The sequence below is a fragment of the Mycolicibacterium chitae genome, from assembly GCF_900637205.1.
Taxonomy (GTDB): domain Bacteria; phylum Actinomycetota; class Actinomycetes; order Mycobacteriales; family Mycobacteriaceae; genus Mycobacterium; species Mycobacterium chitae.
Window position 1 is genome coordinate 4,703,045 of record NZ_LR134355.1, and the last position, 18,864, is coordinate 4,721,908.

At 68.0% G+C, this 18,864-nt stretch carries 18 protein-coding genes; 2 read left to right on the forward strand and 16 right to left on the reverse strand.

Features of this window, described 5'->3' with window-relative positions; genetic code table 11:
• Positions 1 to 147: 147 nt before the first annotated feature.
• The gene (locus EL338_RS22490) at positions 148 to 1,989 is read left to right on the forward strand and encodes a fatty acyl-AMP ligase (RefSeq protein ID WP_126335760.1); all 1,842 of its coding nucleotides are present in this window, start codon (positions 148 to 150) and stop codon (positions 1,987 to 1,989) included.
• Positions 1,990 to 1,993: 4 nt separating this feature from the next.
• On the opposite strand, the gene EL338_RS22495 is transcribed toward EL338_RS22490, so the two are convergent.
• The 13 genes from EL338_RS22495 to fadD5 form a co-directional block, all read right to left on the reverse strand.
• Positions 1,994 to 2,683 (reverse strand): mammalian cell entry protein, encoded by a 690-nt coding sequence (locus tag EL338_RS22495; RefSeq protein ID WP_126335761.1) that lies wholly within the window; start codon positions 2,681 to 2,683, stop codon positions 1,994 to 1,996.
• Entirely contained in the window at positions 2,650 to 3,195 is a 546-nt protein-coding gene (locus EL338_RS22500; protein WP_126335762.1) for an Rv1363c family protein, read from the reverse strand. The genes EL338_RS22495 and EL338_RS22500 overlap by 34 nt, the downstream gene beginning before the upstream one ends.
• Positions 3,192 to 4,154 carry an RDD family protein gene (locus EL338_RS22505; protein WP_126337041.1) on the reverse strand — a complete coding sequence of 321 codons (963 nt, stop codon included), beginning with the start codon at positions 4,152 to 4,154 and terminating at the stop codon, positions 3,192 to 3,194. Before EL338_RS22505 ends, EL338_RS22500 begins: the two co-directional genes overlap by 4 nt.
• A 5-nt stretch (positions 4,155 to 4,159) precedes the next feature.
• On the reverse strand, positions 4,160 to 4,825 hold the full coding sequence (locus tag EL338_RS22510) for an Rv1363c family protein (protein WP_126335763.1): 666 nt from the start codon (positions 4,823 to 4,825) through the stop codon (positions 4,160 to 4,162).
• Entirely contained in the window at positions 4,795 to 6,339 is a 1,545-nt protein-coding gene (locus tag EL338_RS22515; protein ID WP_126335764.1) for a virulence factor Mce family protein, read from the reverse strand. Before EL338_RS22515 ends, EL338_RS22510 begins: the two co-directional genes overlap by 31 nt.
• Before the next feature lie 6 nt (positions 6,340 to 6,345).
• A complete protein-coding gene (locus EL338_RS22520) occupies positions 6,346 to 7,482 on the reverse strand; it encodes a virulence factor Mce family protein (protein ID WP_372940035.1) in 1,137 nt (378 codons plus the stop codon).
• A gap of 14 nt (positions 7,483 to 7,496) precedes the next feature.
• Positions 7,497 to 9,125: a virulence factor Mce family protein gene (locus EL338_RS22525; RefSeq protein WP_126335766.1), complete on the reverse strand. Its 1,629-nt coding sequence runs from the start codon at positions 9,123 to 9,125 to the stop codon at positions 7,497 to 7,499.
• Between the two features lie 4 nt (positions 9,126 to 9,129).
• Complete coding sequence (locus EL338_RS22530; protein WP_126335767.1) at positions 9,130 to 10,707, reverse strand: MCE family protein; 1,578 nt, start codon at positions 10,705 to 10,707, stop codon at positions 9,130 to 9,132.
• A complete protein-coding gene (locus EL338_RS22535; protein ID WP_126335768.1) occupies positions 10,704 to 11,744 on the reverse strand; it encodes a virulence factor Mce family protein in 1,041 nt (346 codons plus the stop codon). The genes EL338_RS22530 and EL338_RS22535 overlap by 4 nt, the downstream gene beginning before the upstream one ends.
• On the reverse strand, positions 11,741 to 12,973 hold the full coding sequence (locus tag EL338_RS22540; RefSeq protein WP_372940013.1) for an MCE family protein: 1,233 nt from the start codon (positions 12,971 to 12,973) through the stop codon (positions 11,741 to 11,743). The genes EL338_RS22535 and EL338_RS22540 overlap by 4 nt, the downstream gene beginning before the upstream one ends.
• Before the next feature lie 4 nt (positions 12,974 to 12,977).
• The gene (locus EL338_RS22545; RefSeq protein ID WP_126335769.1) at positions 12,978 to 13,847 is read right to left on the reverse strand and encodes an MlaE family ABC transporter permease; all 870 of its coding nucleotides are present in this window, start codon (positions 13,845 to 13,847) and stop codon (positions 12,978 to 12,980) included.
• 10 nt (positions 13,848 to 13,857) lie between these two features.
• Entirely contained in the window at positions 13,858 to 14,652 is a 795-nt protein-coding gene (locus tag EL338_RS22550; RefSeq protein WP_126335770.1) for an MlaE family ABC transporter permease, read from the reverse strand.
• A gap of 277 nt (positions 14,653 to 14,929) precedes the next feature.
• Positions 14,930 to 16,537, reverse strand: a complete 1,608-nt coding sequence (gene fadD5, locus EL338_RS22555) for a fatty-acid--CoA ligase FadD5 (RefSeq protein ID WP_126335771.1) — start codon at positions 16,535 to 16,537, stop codon at positions 14,930 to 14,932.
• A gap of 121 nt (positions 16,538 to 16,658) precedes the next feature.
• Between fadD5 and EL338_RS22560 the strand changes: the two genes are divergently transcribed.
• Positions 16,659 to 17,351 carry a GntR family transcriptional regulator gene (locus EL338_RS22560; protein ID WP_126335772.1) on the forward strand — a complete coding sequence of 231 codons (693 nt, stop codon included), beginning with the start codon at positions 16,659 to 16,661 and terminating at the stop codon, positions 17,349 to 17,351.
• A gap of 4 nt (positions 17,352 to 17,355) precedes the next feature.
• Here the strand turns inward: EL338_RS22560 and EL338_RS22565 are convergent, their stop codons facing one another.
• From EL338_RS22565 to EL338_RS22575, 3 genes are all read right to left on the reverse strand, one after another.
• On the reverse strand, positions 17,356 to 17,550 hold the full coding sequence (locus tag EL338_RS22565; RefSeq protein WP_126335773.1) for a hypothetical protein: 195 nt from the start codon (positions 17,548 to 17,550) through the stop codon (positions 17,356 to 17,358).
• A 33-nt stretch (positions 17,551 to 17,583) separates the two neighbouring features.
• Entirely contained in the window at positions 17,584 to 18,021 is a 438-nt protein-coding gene (locus EL338_RS22570; protein WP_126335774.1) for an SRPBCC family protein, read from the reverse strand.
• Between the two features lie 80 nt (positions 18,022 to 18,101).
• Entirely contained in the window at positions 18,102 to 18,746 is a 645-nt protein-coding gene (locus EL338_RS22575) for a TetR/AcrR family transcriptional regulator (protein WP_126335775.1), read from the reverse strand.
• Positions 18,747 to 18,864 lie beyond the last annotated feature (118 nt).

Genomic DNA, 18,864 nt, shown 5'->3' on the forward strand with positions numbered 1-18,864 from the left:
CCCACAAATATTGACGCTCCCAGACATTTATTCTCAGCAGCTCAGATTGGTCGAATCCGGTCAAACCTCACACCTGGGGTCAGCAGTGACCACAATCACCCGGGCACGATTCTTTCATTAATTAGCACCGCTACTAAGGTCGTCCGAATGGGTCGGGATCCCCTTGCTGACAGTGCTGCACATGCCGATGTCCGAGTCGAGGACTACGTCCGCGCCGACGGCACCATCGCGATTCCGGACGGCATCACGCTGACCTCCTTCCTGGATCGCAACCGCGCGATCTACGGTGATCAGCCGTCCTACCGATTCCTCGACTACTCCAGCGACGCCGACGGCCGCGTCGTCGAACTCAGCTGGAACGGACTGTGGTCCCGGGTCTGCGCCGTCGGCGCCCGCCTCCAACAGCTCACCGCCCCGGGTGACCGGGTGGCGATCCTGGCCCCGCAGGGTGTCGACTACGTCGCCGCCTTCTTCGCCGCCATCCACGCCGGCACCGTCGCGGTGCCGCTGTTCGCGCCGAGCCTCGCCGGCCAGAACGAACGGCTCTCGGCGGTCCTGGCCGACGCCAAACCCACCGTGGTGCTCACCACCAGCGGCGCGGCCGAATCGGTGCGCAAGGTGCTCAAGTCCATCGCCGCCGCCGAACGCCCCCGCGTGATCGCGGTCGACGCGCTGCCCGACAGCGTTGCCGAGATGTTCTCGACGCCGACGCTGGGCACCGACGACGTCGCCTACCTGCAGTACACCTCCGGGTCGACGCGCACCCCGGCCGGCGTGCAGATCACCCACCGCAACGTGTGCACCAACGTCATCCAGATGATCCTGGCCGGCGAGCTGGACATGAGCATCCGCAGCGTCAGCTGGCTGCCGCTGTACCACGACATGGGCCTCATCATGATCATGTTCCCGGCGCTGTGCGGCGGGCACATCACGCTGATGGACCCGATGGCCTTCGTCCGCCGGCCCTACCGCTGGATCAAGCAACTCGGCATCGAAGCCGCCCACGGACGCACCTTCGCGGCCGCGCCGAACTTCGCCTACGAACTCGCCGCCGAACGCGGACTGCCGCCGCAGGGCGAGACGCTGAACCTGACCAACGTGGTCACGCTGCTCAACGGGTCCGAGCCGGTCACCCTGACCTCCATCGAGAAGTTCACGACGGCGTTCGCGCCCTACGGGCTGCCCGCCACCGCCATCAAGCCGTCCTACGGGATGGCCGAGGCCACCCTGTCGGTGGCCAGCATCGCCCCGTCGGCCGCCGCGCGCGCCCGCCACTTCGACCGCGAACAGCTCAGCGCGGGCCGGGCGGTCACCGTCGACGCCGCCGCCCCGGGCGCGGTCGAGCACGTGTCGTGCGGCAACGCCATCCCCAACCAGTGGGTGGTGATCACCGACGGCGACGGCAACGAGGTCCCCGAGGGCACCGTCGGCGAGATCTGGCTGCACGGCAACAACGTCGGCCACGGCTACTTCGGCCGCACCGACGAGACCGAGCGGGTCTTCGGCAACAAGCTGCAGACCCGCCTCGAGACCGACAGCCACGCCACCGGGGTCGCCGAGAACGGCTACTGGTTGGCCACCGGCGATCTGGGCACCTACGTCGACGGCGAGCTGTACCTGACCGGACGCATCAAGGATCTGGTCATCCTCGACGGCACCAACCACTACCCCACCGATATCGAGACGACGGTCAGCCTCGCCTCGCCCGCGGTGCGCGCCGGCTACGTGGCGGCCTTCTCGGTCCCCGGTGAGCGCGGCGAGCAGCTGGTCATCGTCGCCGAGCGCGCCGCCGGGGCCGGACGCGTCGAACCCGCCACGGTGGTCGACGCCGTGCGCGCGGCCGTCTCGCGGCTGCATCAGGTCCGCATCGCGGACTTCCGCTTTGTCGCCGCGGGCACCATCCCGCGCACCACGAGCGGGAAGCTGGCCCGAAGCGCCTGTCGCAACGAGTATCTGGCGGGCAAGTTCGACCGCTACGCCACCGCGTAAGTCCTCAGATCTGGGGGGTCAGATCCAGGTTGGTGATCGAGGTCATCCCGTTGACCAGCCACTGACCCGAGTCGCGCTGCAGCGTCAGCCGATACGAGATGTACTTCATCGACGGGATGTTCTTGCTCAGCGGGCTGGTCGAGGTGGAGTTGGTGTAGACGATCGCGGTGGCCTCCGAGCCGTCGAGGCTCTCGACCGCGGCGCCCACCACCTCGGTGGAGTTGGTGACCTGCGCCTGCTTGTTGGTCGGCACGATCGCGTCGATGTACTTGCGGTACTCGGCCTGGAAGTCCCCGGCGAGGTAGCGCGCCGACCGGTTGGCCAGCTGGTCCATGTTGTCCGGGGTGTAGGTCCACAGCGTGGTGATGGCGTCCGCGGCGGTCCGGGCGATCTGGAGCTTGGTGTGCACCGTGGCACGCTCGGCGATGTAGGGCTGGGCCATGGCGCCGGCGAAGCCGCCCGCCGCGACGAACAGTGCCGCGGCGATCCCGATCACGATGCCCGCGCGACGGCCCGGGGGCCTGCGCTCGACGAGCACCACCGGTTCGTCGGGGTCGGGTGCGGTTTCGGTTTCGGTTTCGGTTTCGGGGACGGTCTCCTCGGCCGGTGCCGCGGCTGCCCGTTGCCGCTTCCCCTGCGGGACGCGGGGGGACTCGTCGCTCAGATCACCTGAGCCAGGTCGCTGATCTTCCATTGGTCCCCTTCCTGAATCGTCGTGACCACCCAGCGGTTGCCATTCTCCACCCGGGCACCGTCAGGCATGGTGGTGACGGTCTGGGTGACGACGACGACGGTCGCGCTGCCGTCGGCGTTCCACCGTTCCACGCCGGCATCGAGCACCTCGCCGACCGTCGGCTCCGAGCGTGCCACCGCGACGGCGATCTCGTTGATGCGGGCCTGATAGTCCTCGGCCAGCTTGCCGGTCGACTGCGCGAGCACGCCGTCGGCATAATCGTTGGCGTTGAACGGATCCGGCGAGGTGAACTGCGTCATGAACGAGCGCACATGGCTCAGCGCCTCGACCGTGCGCATGGACTCACGGTGCTGCTGTTGATGGGTGAACAGCACCAGCGCGCTGACCGCGACCGCGGCGACGATCAGCGCGATCGCCGCCGTCAGGGCCAACGACAGGATGCGGGTCCGCGGCGGCGGGGCCGCCAGCTCGGCGAAAGCCTTGGTGCCCTCGGTGTTTCGGCGCGGACTCATCCTCCACCGCCCGGCTGGTTCGGACTGGCCAGCACCGTGAGGTTGTCGACCTTCCACTGGTCTGCGCCGGTGCGCACGAACTCGGCCTTCACCGTCGCGGTGATGGTCCGGTAGTCCGGCGGCGTGCCGCGCTGACCCTGCAGCAGCACGAGCATGGTGCCGCGGTCCGCGGTGGCGCTGAGGACCGCGGCGTTCGGCGCCCAGTAGTCGTTGTCCACCGCCCCGGCACCCTCGATGTTGCGCTGCTGCTCCTCGAGTTGCGGCCGGTAACTGTCGGTGACCACCGCACGCGCGCGCTCGAAGTCCTCCCGCAGCGTGGCGGCCTGATAGCTGAGCATGTCGGTGACCAGCTTCGGGCCCTGCACCGCCAGCTGCTCGTGGGTCTGCGCCAGGCGCAGGTCGTGCCGATAGACGGTGCCGGAGCTGAGCGCCGCCGCGCCGACGGCCACCACCGCACCCAGTGAAACCACCTTCACCGCAGTGCGTTTGGCGCCGTGCGGCTTGGGTTCGACCACCCGGACCTCGGTGCGCGCGATGATGTCGGCGACGGTGCGGTTGCGCCGGTCCCACAGCGGCCACAGCCACCCCAGCAGCAGCGCCGCGGTGTCGATGAGGTGCGCGGCGTCGCGGGCCAGCAGCCGCCACGGCCCCACCCTCGCGCCGTCGCGACCCACCACCGCGATGCCGAACAGGGCCCGGCCCATGCTCCAACCGGTCAGCGCGGGAAGCAGCAGCCGGTTGACGGCCACCGCCAGCAGCACCGCGGCCGCGGCGAGCACCGTCGCCCACCACAACCATTCGCGCTGCGGGGTCGACCACGCCACCAGCACCAGCGTCGCGAACACCGCCAGGCCCACCAGCACGTCCAGCGCGAAGGCGCCGGCCCGCGCCGGCCACGACGCGAGCCGCACCGAATCGGTTGTCGCCGTGGCGGTGTCGAGCTCGTCGTCGGCCAACAGCTCCGTCACCTGGTCACCTGGTCGAGCTGGGCGATCTTGTAGGTGCCGCCCTCGGGGGCCATCTGCACCCGCAGCCGGTACCCGGTCTCCTGGTCCTGCACCGTGCTGTTGCTGACCTTGACCCGCAGCGCGACGAGGACGTCGACCGTGCCGTCGTCGTTGTGGCGTTCGGCGGCCGCGCGGATGTTGGACACCTGCACCTGGGCCTGCGCCGCCTGGTAGGCGTCCACCAGGACCCCGCTGTAGAGCACCGCCTGGGCACCGAAATCGCCTGTGCCGCACTCGATGATCTTGCGCTGGCTGGCCTCCATGGTCGCCAGGTCCGGGGCCTGGGTGGCGATCACACAGTCCTTGGCGGCCTGCACGGCCGCGGCCTCGTTGGCGTTGCGGGTCTGCATGTCGTCGTCGGCCAGCCGCGCCAGGACACCCACCCCGGCGAGCACCAGGGCCAGCACCAGCAGCGTGGCGGCCACCCCGATCACCCAGCCGCGGCTGTACAACCGGGAACGCTGCCCGGGCGCCGCGTCAGCATCGGTGGATGCGATCGGATCGGAAGCCTCGGGCAGAGCGTCGTCGTCCTCGGAACCTTCGGACCCGACCTCGTCATCGGTGATTGAGGCACCCTCGTCCTCGGGTGGGGTCAGCCGGCCGGAGCCAGCATCTCCTTCCATCCGTCGTCTCCTGTGTTGGTCGAACTGTCGACGGTGTATTTCACTCCGTCGGGCCCGACGACTTCACCACTTTGCGGGTTGTACACCGCGGAGGTGCTTGATGTCGGAGTGTAGATACACGGGTTGGGTTGCTGGCCACTGCACTGCACCGTGCCGCTGCCCGGCGGGGACAGCGGATCGCTGACGATGGGCGGCGGCGGCAGCTTGTCGGCCGGCAACGGGTTGAGCCCGTTGTTGATCGACGGCGCGGGGATCACCCGACCCGGATCCACCGGCTGATCGCAACGCGCACCCGGGGCGGGGCAGTTCAGCATCTGGTTGGGATCCCCGTACCAGGGGTTGGTCCCCAGCGGCACGTACGGCTCGTCGGAGCGGCACTCGCGCGGGGTGGCCGCGCGCTTGCCCGGCACGTCGGCACAGGGATAGTTACGCGCGCCGCGCACCACGTTCGGCGCATCCTTGGGGATCTTGCAGTAGGTCCCGCTGGGCAGCGGCGCGGTGGTGGTGTCGGCCGGGGCCCGCCACTCGGTGGCCGGCAGGAAGCCGGTCAGGCACGGCGGCGGCTGGTTGATGGTCAGGCTGAAGTTCAGCGCCGCGGCGTTCTCGAACGGGGCAGCCACCGCCTGGGCCACCGACGCGCCCTGCGGCAACACCACCAGCGTCTGCTCGAGGCCCTTGTTGTAGCGCTTGAGCATGTCCAGGACGATCTCGAGGTTGGCCAGCGTCTGCGGCAACGACTCGCGCACGTCGCTGAACACCGCCGTGACCGCGTCGGCGGTGGGTGCGGCGTTGGTCAGCGTGGTGCGCAGCACCTGATCCTGCGACGCCATCTGCGAGGTGATGCTGTTCAGGTTGCGGGCCCAGCGGGCGATCTCGTCGCCGGAGTTGACCTGGCTGTCCAGGATGGGTGCGGAGTTGTCGACGATGACGTTGATGTCGCCGATGTGCTCGCGGAAGTCACCGACCACCGCCTGGGTGCCGTCGACCAGCCGCTGCAGGGCCGGGCCCAGGCCGCCGACCGCGATCGCCGTCTCGTCGAGCAGTGCGGAGATCTTCTCCTTCGGCAGCACGGCCAGACCGCGGTTGGCGGCGTCGAGTGCCGGGCCGATCTCCTGGGGCACCGTGCCGTTGGTGATCGTCTGCCCCGGCGCGAAGTACTGATCGCCGCCGCCCTCGGACACCAGGTCCAGATACTGCTCACCGATGGCCGACACCGAGTGCACGTTGGCGGTGGCGTTGACCGGGATCCGGTAGTTCTCCGAGATGCTCAGGGTCGCCAGCGCGCCCCGCTCGGTGGGCTCGATCCCGGTGACCTTGCCGATGGTGATGCCGCGGTAGGTGACGTTGGCGGTGCGGTACAGACCGCCGGAGGCGGGCAGATCCGCCTTGAGCTGGTACTGCCCGATGCCGGCCACGCTCGGCAGCTTGAGGTAGTACCAGCCGAGTGCCACCAAGGCCACCAGCGTCAGAACGGTGAACAGCAGCAACTGAATTCGAACGACTCGGGTCAGCACGGCAACTCACTCCCCTCTCTCGACGAGCGGGCCACCGGCCACCGAGTTCGGATTCGGGGTGAACCGGACGTCGGGGATCATCGTCGCCGGGTCGCGGCCCCACGACTGCTCGAGCGCCCGCAGCATGCCCGAGACCCCGGTCCCGGTCAGGAACGCGTTGTCCAGCGTGCTCAGCGTCAGGTCGAAGGTCACCGAGGTGTTGATGTAGTCACCGCGCACGACCTTCGGCACGTTGTCGATGTTGAACGGCGCGGTCAGCAGCAGCTTCAGCGACTCCACCAGGTACGGGGAGGCCTTCTCCAGCTGTCCCAGCGGACGCTGCAGCAGTTGCAGGTTGGTCTCCAGGTTGCCCCGCGCGGCCGACAGCGTCTCGTCGGTGATCGCCGAGAACCGGCCCAGCGAGGTGACCGCGTCGGCGAACACGTCGCGCTGATCGGCGAAATACTGGATCAGCGGCGGGATCTCGGTGAGCACCCGGTCCAGCGTGTCGTTGCGCTCGGCGACGATGGTCAGCAGTTCGTTGGTGCCGTCGATGGCGCGGGTCAGATCCTCGCGCTGCGCGTTGAGTTCGCGGGTGAAGGTCGCCAGCTTGCCCAGGAACGCCCGGATCTGTCCGGCGTTGCCGTCGAGGATGTTGTTGACCTCGTTCTGGATCACCTCGAGGTTGGGGATGCCGCCGCCGCGCAACACGGTGGCGATGCTGGCCAGCGTCCGCTCGGTGGTCGGATAGGCCGTCGAGTTCTTCAACTCGATGGTGTCCCCGTCGCGCAACCGCTCCGGCGAGGGATCCTCCGGCGGCGCCAACTCGACGTGCTGGCTGCCCAGCAGGCTGGTCTGCCCGATCCGCGCCGTCGCGTTGGCCGGCAACGTGACGTCGGATTCCATGTCGACGGTCAGCGTGGCGATCCAGTTCTTCAACTCGATGTCGCGCACCGAGCCGACGTTCACGTCGGCCACCCGGACCTTGCTGTTGACGTTGAGCGCCAAGGTATCCGGCATCTGGACGTAGATCCGCATGTTGTCCGCGCCGGTGCCCGGACCACCGGGCAGCGGGACGTTGGCGATGCCGCGCCAGCCGCACGACGACAGCGTCACCACGGCCACCAGCAACACCAGACCGCGCCAGGCGACGCGACGGGTCATCTGCAGTGTGCGCATCACCGACCACCCGCCTCAGCCGGCAGCGGCGGGCCCGCGGGAGCCGGGGCCGCCGGCCCGGGCCCCTGCTGGGCCGGGTTGGTGCCCGGCAGCTGCTGGGACACCGGCAGCGGGCCGGGGACCACGCCCGGGTCCGGACCCGGCGGCGGGCCGGGCTGCGGATACCACGGCGGCGGCAGCGGGTTGTTCTGGTCGTAGGCGTTCGGCGGCGCGCCACCGCGCGGCCCGCCCGGGGCGGGCACCGGATCGGGGCCACCCATCAACGCCGCCAACGAATCCGGGGTCAGCATGTTCTTGGTGAACTGCTGGACCTGCAGCCCCTGCATACCGGGCGCCACCACCCAGCCGGGTTCGTGGTTGCCGTGCGAGAACAGCGTGTCCCGGGAGAAGATGCCCGGCACGGTGGTGTCCTTGTAGCCCGGCGGCGGGCGCAGCCGCTCCTCGGAGTAGGCGACGGTCTTGGGCTGGGTGGCCGCGGTGGACACCTGGTTGAGGCCGAACGGCGGGTAGTTGAACTTGATCGCGTCGAGCACCGGGGCCAGGTACTGCGCGCACAATTCCGCGGACTCCTGGTAGCCCAGCCGGCTGCCGGCCTGGATCGAGCTGCAGATGAACTGCATCGGGTTGGCGAAGCTGGCCACCACCGGGATGGCGCTCAGCGCGCCGCTGGTGGGCTCGTAGGTGGTGACCAGGTTGGCGGCCAGGTTCGGGAACACGTGCAGCGCGGTCTCCAGGCCGTCGCGCGGTTCGGGCTGCAGCAGCGCGGTGGTGGCCTCGCTGAGGTTGTTGACGTTGTGCGCCAACACCTCCCCGTTCTGGTCGACGAAGTCGCGCGCGGTGCTGAGCAATTGGTCGACCTGCCCCAAGGTGTCGGCAAGTTCGGAGTCGGTGCGGTTGAAGCTGTCGGTGAACTCGGCGAGGTTCGAGTTCAGCGCGACGAACTGCTGATCGCTCTGGTGCAGCGCGTTGACGAACAGCGCCAGACTCTTGGCGACGGCGAAGAAGTCGCCGCGGCCGTCGTTGAGCGCGGTGATGGCCTCCGACAGCGACGTCAGGGTGGTGTTGAGCTGCTCCCCCTTGCCGGCGAAGCCGTCGGCGAAGGACTCCAGCACGTCACCGAACGGGCCCTTGGGCTGCTCGGGGGTGGGCCCCAATTGGCTGACGATGTCGGTGATCTGGTTGCGTAGGTCGTCCCATTCGACGGGCACCTGGGTGCGCTCGATCGGGATGACGGCGTTGTTCTTCATCACCGGGCCGCCGGTGTAGGCCGGCGAGAGCTGGATGGTGCGGGAGGCCACCAGGCTGGGATTCAGGATCGAGGCCGTCGCGTCCTCGGACACCTTGTACTTGTTCTGGTAGTGCATGGTGACCCGCATGGTGTCGCCCTCGGGTTCGATCTTGTCGATCGCCCCGACCCGCACACCCATGATCTGTACCTTGTCGCCGGGGTACAGCGCCAGCGCCTGCGGGAAGTAGGCCACCACGGTGTTGGTGGTCAACCGTTTGTACAGCTGCCAGCCGACCAGCCCACCAACGAGGCCGAGCACGATCAGCAGCGCGCCGATCACCACCGCCGTCCGGGAGACGTTCGGCAGCTTGATCTTTCGGAAGTCATAGATCGTCGACACCGCCTCAGGTACCTCCTGTGTCGGGGACGAGGAACGGCGGGTTGCCCGGCAGCGGCGCTACGGTGTTCGGCGACAGTTGCTGCTCGGGACCCGGCGGCGGGGTGCCCTGCTCGCGCGGCACCGGCGGCACCGCCACCGGCGCGGGACCGGGGCCCGGCGCCGGCCCCAGCGGCAGGGTCCGGGAGTTCAGGGGGGCGTCCGGCAGCGGCACCGGGGTGCCCGGCAGCGCGGGCGACGGCTGACCCGGGATCGCCGCGATCGGCAGTCCCGGCGCCGGCGGCCCCGCATCCGGGTTCGGCGCCGAGGTCTGCACCCCGGTGGGGCCCGGATAGTTCGGGCCGTACGGGTTGTCGCCGAACGGGCCGACCGTCAGATCGGCGCACGGCAGCGGGTTGCCGGGCGACGGGATGCCGTCGGCGGGCGGGGTGTAGGAGCACGGCGAACCGGGCGGCACGGCCGGGCCGGGATGATCCGGGGTGCCCTCGAGGACGCGCGGCGCGGCCGGCGGGGCACCGTTGGCGTGCCGCTCGCCGTTGGGGTCCGGGAACTGGAAGGCCGGCAGACCCGCGTCGCGCCAGAACTTCTCGGGGTCGATACCGCGATTCTTGAATGCCGCGTCGATGAACGGTTGCAGCACCTGACCGGTGAGCAGATTGACGACCATCACCTTGAAGTACGGGCCCGAACCCAGCGCCTCGGCCAGCGAGGGGGTGAACTTGCTCAGCGTGATCAGCACGTCCTGTAGGTCGAACTTGTGCTTGACCAGCAGGTCGGTGACGATGCGCAGTTGCTCGAGCAGGTGGTTGAGGTTCGGGTTGTCGTTGATCAGGCCCTGGAACTGCGCGGAGACCAACTGCACGTTGGCCAGCAGGTTGTCGATGGCCTGGCCGCGCTGGTTGACCGCGGCCAACAGCGTCTTGCTGTTGACCAGCAGGTCGTTGACCTGACCGCTGCGGTCCCCGAGCACCTTGGCCACCTTGTTGGCGTTGGCCAGCAGCTTGGTGAACTGCTCGTCGCGCTTGCCGATGGTGTCGGAGAACCAGGCCACCCCGTCCAGCGCGGCGCTCAGGTGCGGATAGGTCTGATCTACGGTCTCGGACAACACGTTCAGCGACTGCTTGACGGTCTGGATGTCCCAGCCCGCGGCGGCCTTGGTGACGTCGAAGAACGCGTCGTAGATCTGGTACGGCGTGGTGCTCTGGCCCAGCGGCAGCTCGCCGTTGGCGCGCAGGATCTCGCTGCCGCGCGGCTCGACCTCGAGGACCTTCTTGCCCAGGATGGTGTCGGTCCGGATGGCGATCCGGCTGTCGGTGCCGATCTGGTTGGGGCCCAACGAGAAACCCATCACCACGTGGTCGCCGTCGATCTTCAGCGAGTTCACCGTGCCGACGTCCATGCCGGCGATGCGGACCTTGTCGCCGACGAGGATGCCGCCCGAGTCGCTGAACTGCCCGTAGTAGTTGGGCTGCGCGAACAGCATCGGGACGCTGGAGAAGCTCTGGCCCACACCGATCACCAGGATGGTGATCATGATGCCGACCAGGCCGTTGCGGATCCGGTTGTCGCCTTCGAGAGTCCTCATTGTGGTGTGCACCTACCCGTCGGCTGGGTGAACACCTTGACCGTGCGCACCGGCCCGCCCGGCTGCGCGCCGTTGAGCTTGAGTGTCAGGTCGCACAGGTAGTAGTTGAAGAAGTCGCCGTAGACGCCGCCGGCACGGCCGATGATCTTCAGCGCCTGCGGCAGCTTGGTCAGCACGTCGTCGACCTCGGCCTGCTTGTCGACCAACGGCTGCGCGACGTTCTCGAGGTGGGCGATGGTGTCCTTGAGCACCGGCCGGTTGTCGGCCAGCAGATCGCCCAGCGTGCCCGCGGCGCTGCTGATGTTGGCCGTCGAGTCGGCGATCGGGTCCGCGCGGTTCTTCAGCCCGGTGATGAGCACTTCGAAGTTGTTGACCGTCTCGTCGAACTCCTTCTGGTGCTTGACGGTGGTGTCCAGCACCGTGTTCAGGTTGCTGATCACCTCGCCGATGGCCTGGTCGCGGTCGGCCAGCGCCGAGGTCAGCTGGGCGGTCTGGTCCAGGATGTCGCTGATGGTGCCGCCCTGGCCCTGGAACACCGTGATGATGGACTGCGCGATGTTGTTGACCTTGTCCGGGTCCAGCGCGCGGAACAGCGGCTTGAACCCGCCGATCAGCGCGTCGAGGTCCAGCGCCGGGGTGGTGCGCGAGGTGGGGATCAGCCCGCCGGGCTCGAGGATCCGGTCCGAGCCCTCGCCCTGGCCGCGCTGCAGGTCCATGTACCGGTTGCCGATCAGGTCCTGGTAGCGGATCTGCGCGGTGGTCGACTGGTACAGCGGCAAGTTCCGATCAACGTTGAACTTGACGCGAACCTTCTGGCCGCCGTCGATGAGTTGCACCTTGTCGACCTTGCCGACCTCCACGCCCGAGGCCCGGACGAACTGACCGGCGCGCAGTCCGCTGGCGCTGTCGAATTCCGCTGTGTAACTGCTGGTTCGGTCGAAGCGGATCTGGCCGAACACCACGATGATGATTCCCGTGAAGAGCAGCAGCACCGCCGAGAAGGCGCCGAGCTTGATTGCGGTTCCGGTGATTTTCATGGGTTGATCGTGTTCTCCCCGCCTTGCCGGCCCCAGACGTATTCGGTGAGGATCGGTTGGCCGAGTTCCAGGTGGTTGTACGGCGCGATCGAGGCGCCGGTGTCCATCACCAGATACGGTGCGGGCCACAGGTCGCGGTCGATGCTCTGCCAGCAGCCGGGCGCGCCGCCGGGGCCGCCGCGGGCGTTGACGCGGGGCAGGTTGTCCGGATACACGTACGGGTTCTCCGCGCCCAGGAACGTGGTGTTGGTGTTCAGCGAATACCCGTTGCCGCCAAGGGATGCCGCGACCTTGGGCGCCACCCCGGCGTAGTTGCGCACGGTGCAGAACAGCGACGGGCTGTAGGTGTCCAGCGTCTGGGCCGTGGGCACCAGGTCCTCGGCGCCGCGGACCAGGTACGGCCCGCCGCGCTCGAACACGTCGGCGGCCGTGTTGCCGAACCCGGCGGCCGCCAGCAGCGCGGCGTCCAGGTCGCCGCGGCGCTCGTTGAAGGTGCGCGACGTGGTCACGGCCCCGTCCAGGGCGGTCCACAGGTCCGGCGAGGCGTCGGTGTAGACCTCGGTGAGCTTCGCCAATTGCTGGACGTCGTAACGCAGTTGGGGCATCCGCGGGTTGACCTCGTCGAGAATCGCGTTGCCGTTGACCAGCGACTCGCCGAACTTGTCACCCAGACCGGTCAGCGATTCGGCCGCCGCGCTCAGCGTCAGGTTCAGCTTGATCGGGTCGATCTGCTCGGAGATCGAGGTGATGGTCTCGAACAGCGTGTTGAACTCCGTGGTCACCCCAGAGACGTCGATGACGTCGTCGGCGCTGATCCGTTGGGCCACCGGGTCCTCGGGCGAGGTGAAGGACACGTACTTGTTGCCGAACACCGTGGTGGCCTGGATGTTGGCCTGCACGTTGGCCGGGATCAGATCGATGTAGCGGGGGTCGACGTCCAACGTGAGTTGCGCCTTGGTGGTGCCGTCCTGCTCCAGCGCGTTCACCGCGGCCACCCGGCCGATCTGTACGCCGTTGAACGTCACCTTCGAACCGGGGTCCATCACCAGGCCCGCGCGCTCGGCGACCAGCGTCAGCTCGGTCTTGTCGTCGAAACCGCCGCGGAACTGGATGTAGAGTACCGTGCCCACCAGCGCGGTGACCAACGCGAAGACCAACCCCGCCAGCTTGTACGGCGGTGTGCGCGGCTTGTTCTCGCCTGTGCGGACCTGATCCATCCGTGTCGTCATGGCGTCACACCGTCAGGTTGAAGTTCGGGTCGGTGCCATACAGCGCCAACGAAGCGAACAGGACGACCACCACGATGGCCACCAGCGAAGTGCGCATCGACTTGCCGACGGCCTCCCCGACGCCGACGGCGCCGCCGCTGGCGAAATAGCCGAAGTAGCAATGGTTGAGCATCACGATCACCGACATGATGATCACCTGCAGGAACGACCAGAACACGTCGTCGACGCGCAGGAACGTGTTGAAGTAGTGCGAGTAGGTGCCCACCGACTGCGCGTAGAACACCGTGGTGACGACCTGCGCCGAGAAGAACGACAGCAGGATGGCCATGGCGTAGAGCGGGATGATGACGACGGTGCCGGCCAGGATGCGGGTGGACACCAGGTACGAGATGGACTTGATGCCCATCACTTCCAGCGCGTCGATCTCCTCGCTGATCCGCATGGCGCCCAATTCGGCGGTGGCGCCGGCACCGACCGTGGCGGCCAGCGCCTGCCCGGTGACGATGGGCGCGACGACGCGGACGTTGGCCAGGGCGGCGAAGAAGCCCGTGAACGCCTCCACGCCGATGTTGCCCAGCGAGGCGAAACCCTGGATGGCGATCAGCGACCCCGCGCTCAGCGTGACGAAGCCGATGATGGCCACGGTGCCGCCGATGACGGCCATTGCGCCGGTGCCCATGCCGATCTCGGCGATCAGCCGCAGCACCTCGCGACGGTAGTGGCGCAGCGCGTGCACGATGGAGCCGATGGCCTGCAGGCAGAACCAGGCGACGTGGCCGAGGCTGTCGAGGAACCGGGCCGGCGCGCTGACCAGATTGGTGACGTCCCCGTAGGCCCGGGGGAACCGGCTGCGCAGGATCTGAGTGGTCGACACGGCTTACCCCTCAGTTCCCGGTCCCGAAGCGGACACCGATGGTGGTCAGCACGACGTTGACGGCGAACAGCGCGACGACGCACAGCACCAGCGTCTCGTTGACCGCGGTGCCCACGCCCTTGGCGCCGCCGGACACGGTCAGGCCGCGGTAGCAGCCGACGAGCCCGGCGATGAGTCCGAACGTCAGCGCCTTGATGACCGAGATGATGACCTCGGGCAGGCCCGTGATGAGCGTCAGCGTCGCGACATAGGCACCCGCCGAGACGTTTTGGATGTAGACGCCGAAGATGTAGCCGCCGACCAGGCCGATGGTGATCACCGCGCCGTTGAGCAGGAATGCCACGAAGGTCGAGGCGACCACCCGGGGCAGCACCAGGCGGTGGATGGGGTCGATGCCCAGCACCTCGAGCGCGTCGATCTCCTCGCGAATCGTGCGGGCGCCGAGATCCGCGCAGATGGCCGTGGATCCGGCGCCGGCGACCACCAGCACCGTCACCAGCGGCCCGAGCTGGGTCACCGCGCCCAGGGCCGCACCGGCTCCGGAGACATCGGCGGCACCGAACTCGGCCAACAGGATGTTCAGCGTGAAGATGATGAGCACCGTCAGCGGGATGGAGACCGCGACGGTGGGCAGGAAGGCCACCCGCATGAGGAACCAGCTCTGCTCGATGAACTCGCGCCATTCGAACGGGCGGAGCACCGATTTGCCGGTGAGCACGCACATCCGGAAGAACCCGCCGACCAGTTCCAGAGGAGTGCGCAGTTGGTCCCGCACATAGCCGGTGAGGTTCGTCGATGCAGTCACTCGACCGCCTTCTGCCGGCCACCGATCAGAACGCCCCGGGCGTGGCGGGGCAGCAGCTGGCGGTTCCGCACGCCCCCTCCTTGGCCCGATCCCGTCAATGTGATCGCTGGCTTCCTACTCTCCAGTAGTAAGGCAGCCCACAGGAATGTACCCGATACCGCTTGTCCCCGGTATGCCATCGGCTGTATTAACCCTCAATTGAGACCCTCGACAATTTGTCCTCGGCGTCAATCCGTCCGAATTCGCAAGGAAACCGGGGATTTCAAGGCGGTTAGCCCTATGCCCCGGTCTCGTTGCCGGCGCTAAATTGCTCCCGCAGTTCGGTTTTCAAAACTTTGCCGGACGGGTTGCGCGGCAGCGCCTCGACGATCTCCAGCCCCTTCGGGTGCTTGTAGCGCGCGAGCCGCTCGTTGAGGAACTCCGCGAGATCCTCGAGGCGGAGCTTCTCCTCGGAGACCGCCGCGACGGCGATCGGCACCTCGCCCCACTTCTCGTGCTTGCGGCCGATCACGGCCACCTCCACGATCGCGGGATGCGCGGCCAGGACGTTCTCCACCTCGGCGCAGTAGATGTTCTCGCCGCCGGAGATGATCATGTCCTTCTTGCGGTCGACGACCCAGATGTAACCCTCGTCGTCCATCCGGACCAGGTCCCCGGAGTGGAACCAACCGCCGGCGAACGCCTCGGCGGTGGCCTGCGGGTTGTTCCAGTAACCGGCCATCAAAGTGGGTGCGCGGTAGACGATTTCGCCGACCTCGCCCACCGGCACGTCGTTCATGTTCTCGTCGACCACGCGGGCGGCCACGGTCGGGATGACCCGGCCCACCGAGCCCAGCTTGCGCAGCGCGTCGTCGCCCAGCAGCATCGCCGTCACCGGGGACATCTCGGTCTGGCCGAACGCCGCCAGGATGTTGGAGTTCGGGAACACCTCGGCCATCTCGCGCAGCAGCGTGTCCGATGCCGGCGCGGCGCCCCAGGAGATGACGCGCAGCCGGAGGTCGCGCGGTTGCGCGCGCTGCACGGCGCACACGGCCTGCCACTGCGCGGGCACCAGGAAGACACCCGTGACCTTCTCGGCCTCGAGCAGGTCGAGCAGTTGGCCCGGGTCGAAGGCGCCGAGCGGATTGATCACGATGGGCCGGCCCAGGGTCAGGCCGACCAACAGGTTGCCCACCCCGGCGATGTGGAACAGCGGCACGCCGATGAAGCCGACGTCGTTGTTGAGGTCCGCGCCGTTGGTGAACAGCATGGTCATGGTCTGACCGGTCAGGTTGGTGTGGGTCAGCACCGCGCCCTTGGGGCGGCCGGTGGTGCCCGAGGTGTACATGATCAGCGCCGGGTTGTCGTTGGGAACGTCGGCGGCGGGCTGGGTGTCACCGTCTTCGACGAGCAGGTCCTCGTAGCCCAGCAGGCCGTCCTCGGTGGGCGAGTCGGCCACGATCACCGTCTCGAGCAGCGGGGCCAGCTCGCGCACCGCGGTCGCGACGCCGGCGAGCACCGGTTCGGTGATGACGACGCGGGCCTCGCAGTCCTGGACCAGGAAGCCGAGTTCGGGCGGGGTGAGGCGGAAGTTCACCGGGACCGCGATGGCGCCGATCCGGTTGGCGGCCAGCATGGCCTCGATGAACTCGGTGCGGTTGAGCATCAGGATCATCACCCGGTCGCCGAACCCGACCCCGCGGCGCCGCAGCGCATCACCCAGGGCCGTCACCCGCGCGTCGAGTTCGCCCCAGGTGGTGGTCTTGCCGAGGAACCGCAGCGCGGTCGCCTCGGGCTGCATCTGGGCGTGCCGCGTCAACTGGGTCACCCAGTTCTGCCGACGAGCCAGGTAGGGCTGCTCGGCGGGCGTCTGACTGGTCGCACCTTCGGCCAACTGCGCGGTCAACGGTCGCTCCCTCTTGCTCGGACTTGCGGGAATCTTACATTTGATCAAACATTGAGTTGCACTGGTCACACTATGAGTTCAGCGGCATTCAGACAAGCCCAACCGGGCGGGAAAGGTCACCGTGAACGCACCGGCCCACGCCAAGCCCGCCGCGCGTCGCGCGCTGCGGCGCGAACAGCTCTCCGAGGAGGTCGCCGCGCATCTGCGCGCCGCCATCACCTCCGGCGAGTTGCGGCCCGGGACCTTCATCCGGCTGGATGAGACCGCCGCGGCGCTCGGGGTCAGCATCACCCCGGTGCGCGAGGCGCTGCTGACGCTGCGCGGGGAGGGCATGGTGCGCCTCGAACCGCACCGCGGCCACGTTGTGATGCCGCTGAACGAAGTCGACATCGAGGACATCTTCTGGTTGCAGGCGACCATCGCCAAGGAACTGGCCGCCTCCGCCGTCGCACACATCACCGACGAACAGATCGACACCCTCGTCACGCTCAACACCGAACTCGCGCGCGCCGTCGGGGCCGGCGACGTGGCTGCGGTGCAGGCCGCCGAGTTCGCCTTCCACCGCGCGTTCAACCACAGCGCCGAGCGGACCAAGCTGGCCTGGTTCCTGCTACACGTCGCGCGCTACATGCCGGCCAAGGTGTACGCCTCGGACCCGGACTGGGGCGCCCAGGCCGTCGCCAACCACGAGCAACTCATCGAGGCGCTGCGCCAACGCGATGTGGACACCGTCGTCGAACTCACCGAATGGCAGTTCACCGACGGCGCGCGTCGGCTCACCGGCCTGCTCCGGGACAGCGGGATGTGGGACTGACCCGCTATTCGGCGCTGTCCTCGTACCCGTCGTCAGACAGGTCGACGACCTCGCGCTGCTCGCTGTAGTCCACCGGATCGGTCTCCAGCGGGATCTCGGTGACGGGCTCGTCGTCGTCGATGTCGGAGTCGTCGAGGCCGGACGTCTGTTCGGCCACGTCGGCGGGATTTGCCTGCGGAAGCGGATCGGAGTTCGGCATACCTACGACTGTAGGCCGAAACCCCGGCGGGGGTCAGCCGGCCAGTGCCTCGGCGCGCGCCTTGAGATTGTCGGCCAGGTGCTCGAGGGCCTCGTTGGCGACCTTCTTGACCATCATCGCCGGCACCGGGAACGTGGTCTCGACGTCCATGTCGACGGTCAGCAGCGAAGTCGGCCCCATGCCGACCACGGAGAACAACTGCTCCTGCTTGGAGAAGTGCTCCCCCTGCTGCATCACGGTCTGGATCTGGTTGGGCGCCGGGTAGTAGACGGCCTGGATGTAGGTGCCCTCGTTGCCCTGGATCAGGGTGTCCAGGCGCAACTGACTGGGCCGGCCGTCGTCGTAGCGGTGCAGGATCCAGCAGCCCTTGACCTCTTCGTTCCACTGCGGGTACGCCTCGAAGTCCGCGACGATCGACAGGATCGACGCCTCGTCGGCGGCCACTTCCAGGGTCTTGCTCACGATGGGCATTGGCAGAGTCTATTTCGTCGCCGAGAAGTAGCTCAGTGACGGCTCTACTCGGGCGATGTGTACGCCGGCTACTTCTCGGCCTACTTCTCTGAGCTGGCCAGACCCAGGCCCAGGGGCGACTCGGTGCGGACGTTTTCGTCGCGGATCAGGCCGCGCAACAACGCCAGGCTGAACTCCGCGGCGATCTCCTTCTCGCTGCGCCGTCCGTGCGGCCGCAGCCAGCGGTAGGCGCCCAGGGTCATGCCGATGTAGCCCAGCGCCAGCACATGGGAGTCGCACGGGTAGAACTCGCCGCTGGCGATGCCGCGGTCGATCAAGCCGTGGACGTGCTCGTAGACCTGTGTCTCGGTCTTGCGGACCTCGGCGACCTGCTCTTCGGTGAACCACTCGGCGATGTAGGGCTGCTCCTGGAAGTACACCGCCGCGCCCTCGGGGTTCTCGGCGATCTGGTTCAGCAGCCGCAGGGTGTATTGGTAGAGCGCCTCGCGCGCGGTCCACGACGGGTCGTCGTGGACGGCGGCCAGGGTCCGCTGACCGGCCCGCTGATAGATGTCGAACAGGATCAGCGACTTGCTCGCGTAGTAGTGATAGACCGTCGCCTTGTTCAGCCCCACCACGTCGGCGACGTCATCCATCCGGGTGCCGTGATAGCCGCGGGCGGCGAACAGTTTGGTGGCTACGGCCAGCAACTCTTCGCGGCGGGTCTGGCCGTTCTCTGGCGGCATTCTCTACTCTCTGCGTACGGCGGGGAAACCCCGGGTAACCAATCAACTAGTTGGCCAGTGTAGGCAATGGGCCTGATCCCCGCTGCGCGGGACTCGCTGCGGGCTACACTTCGCGCAT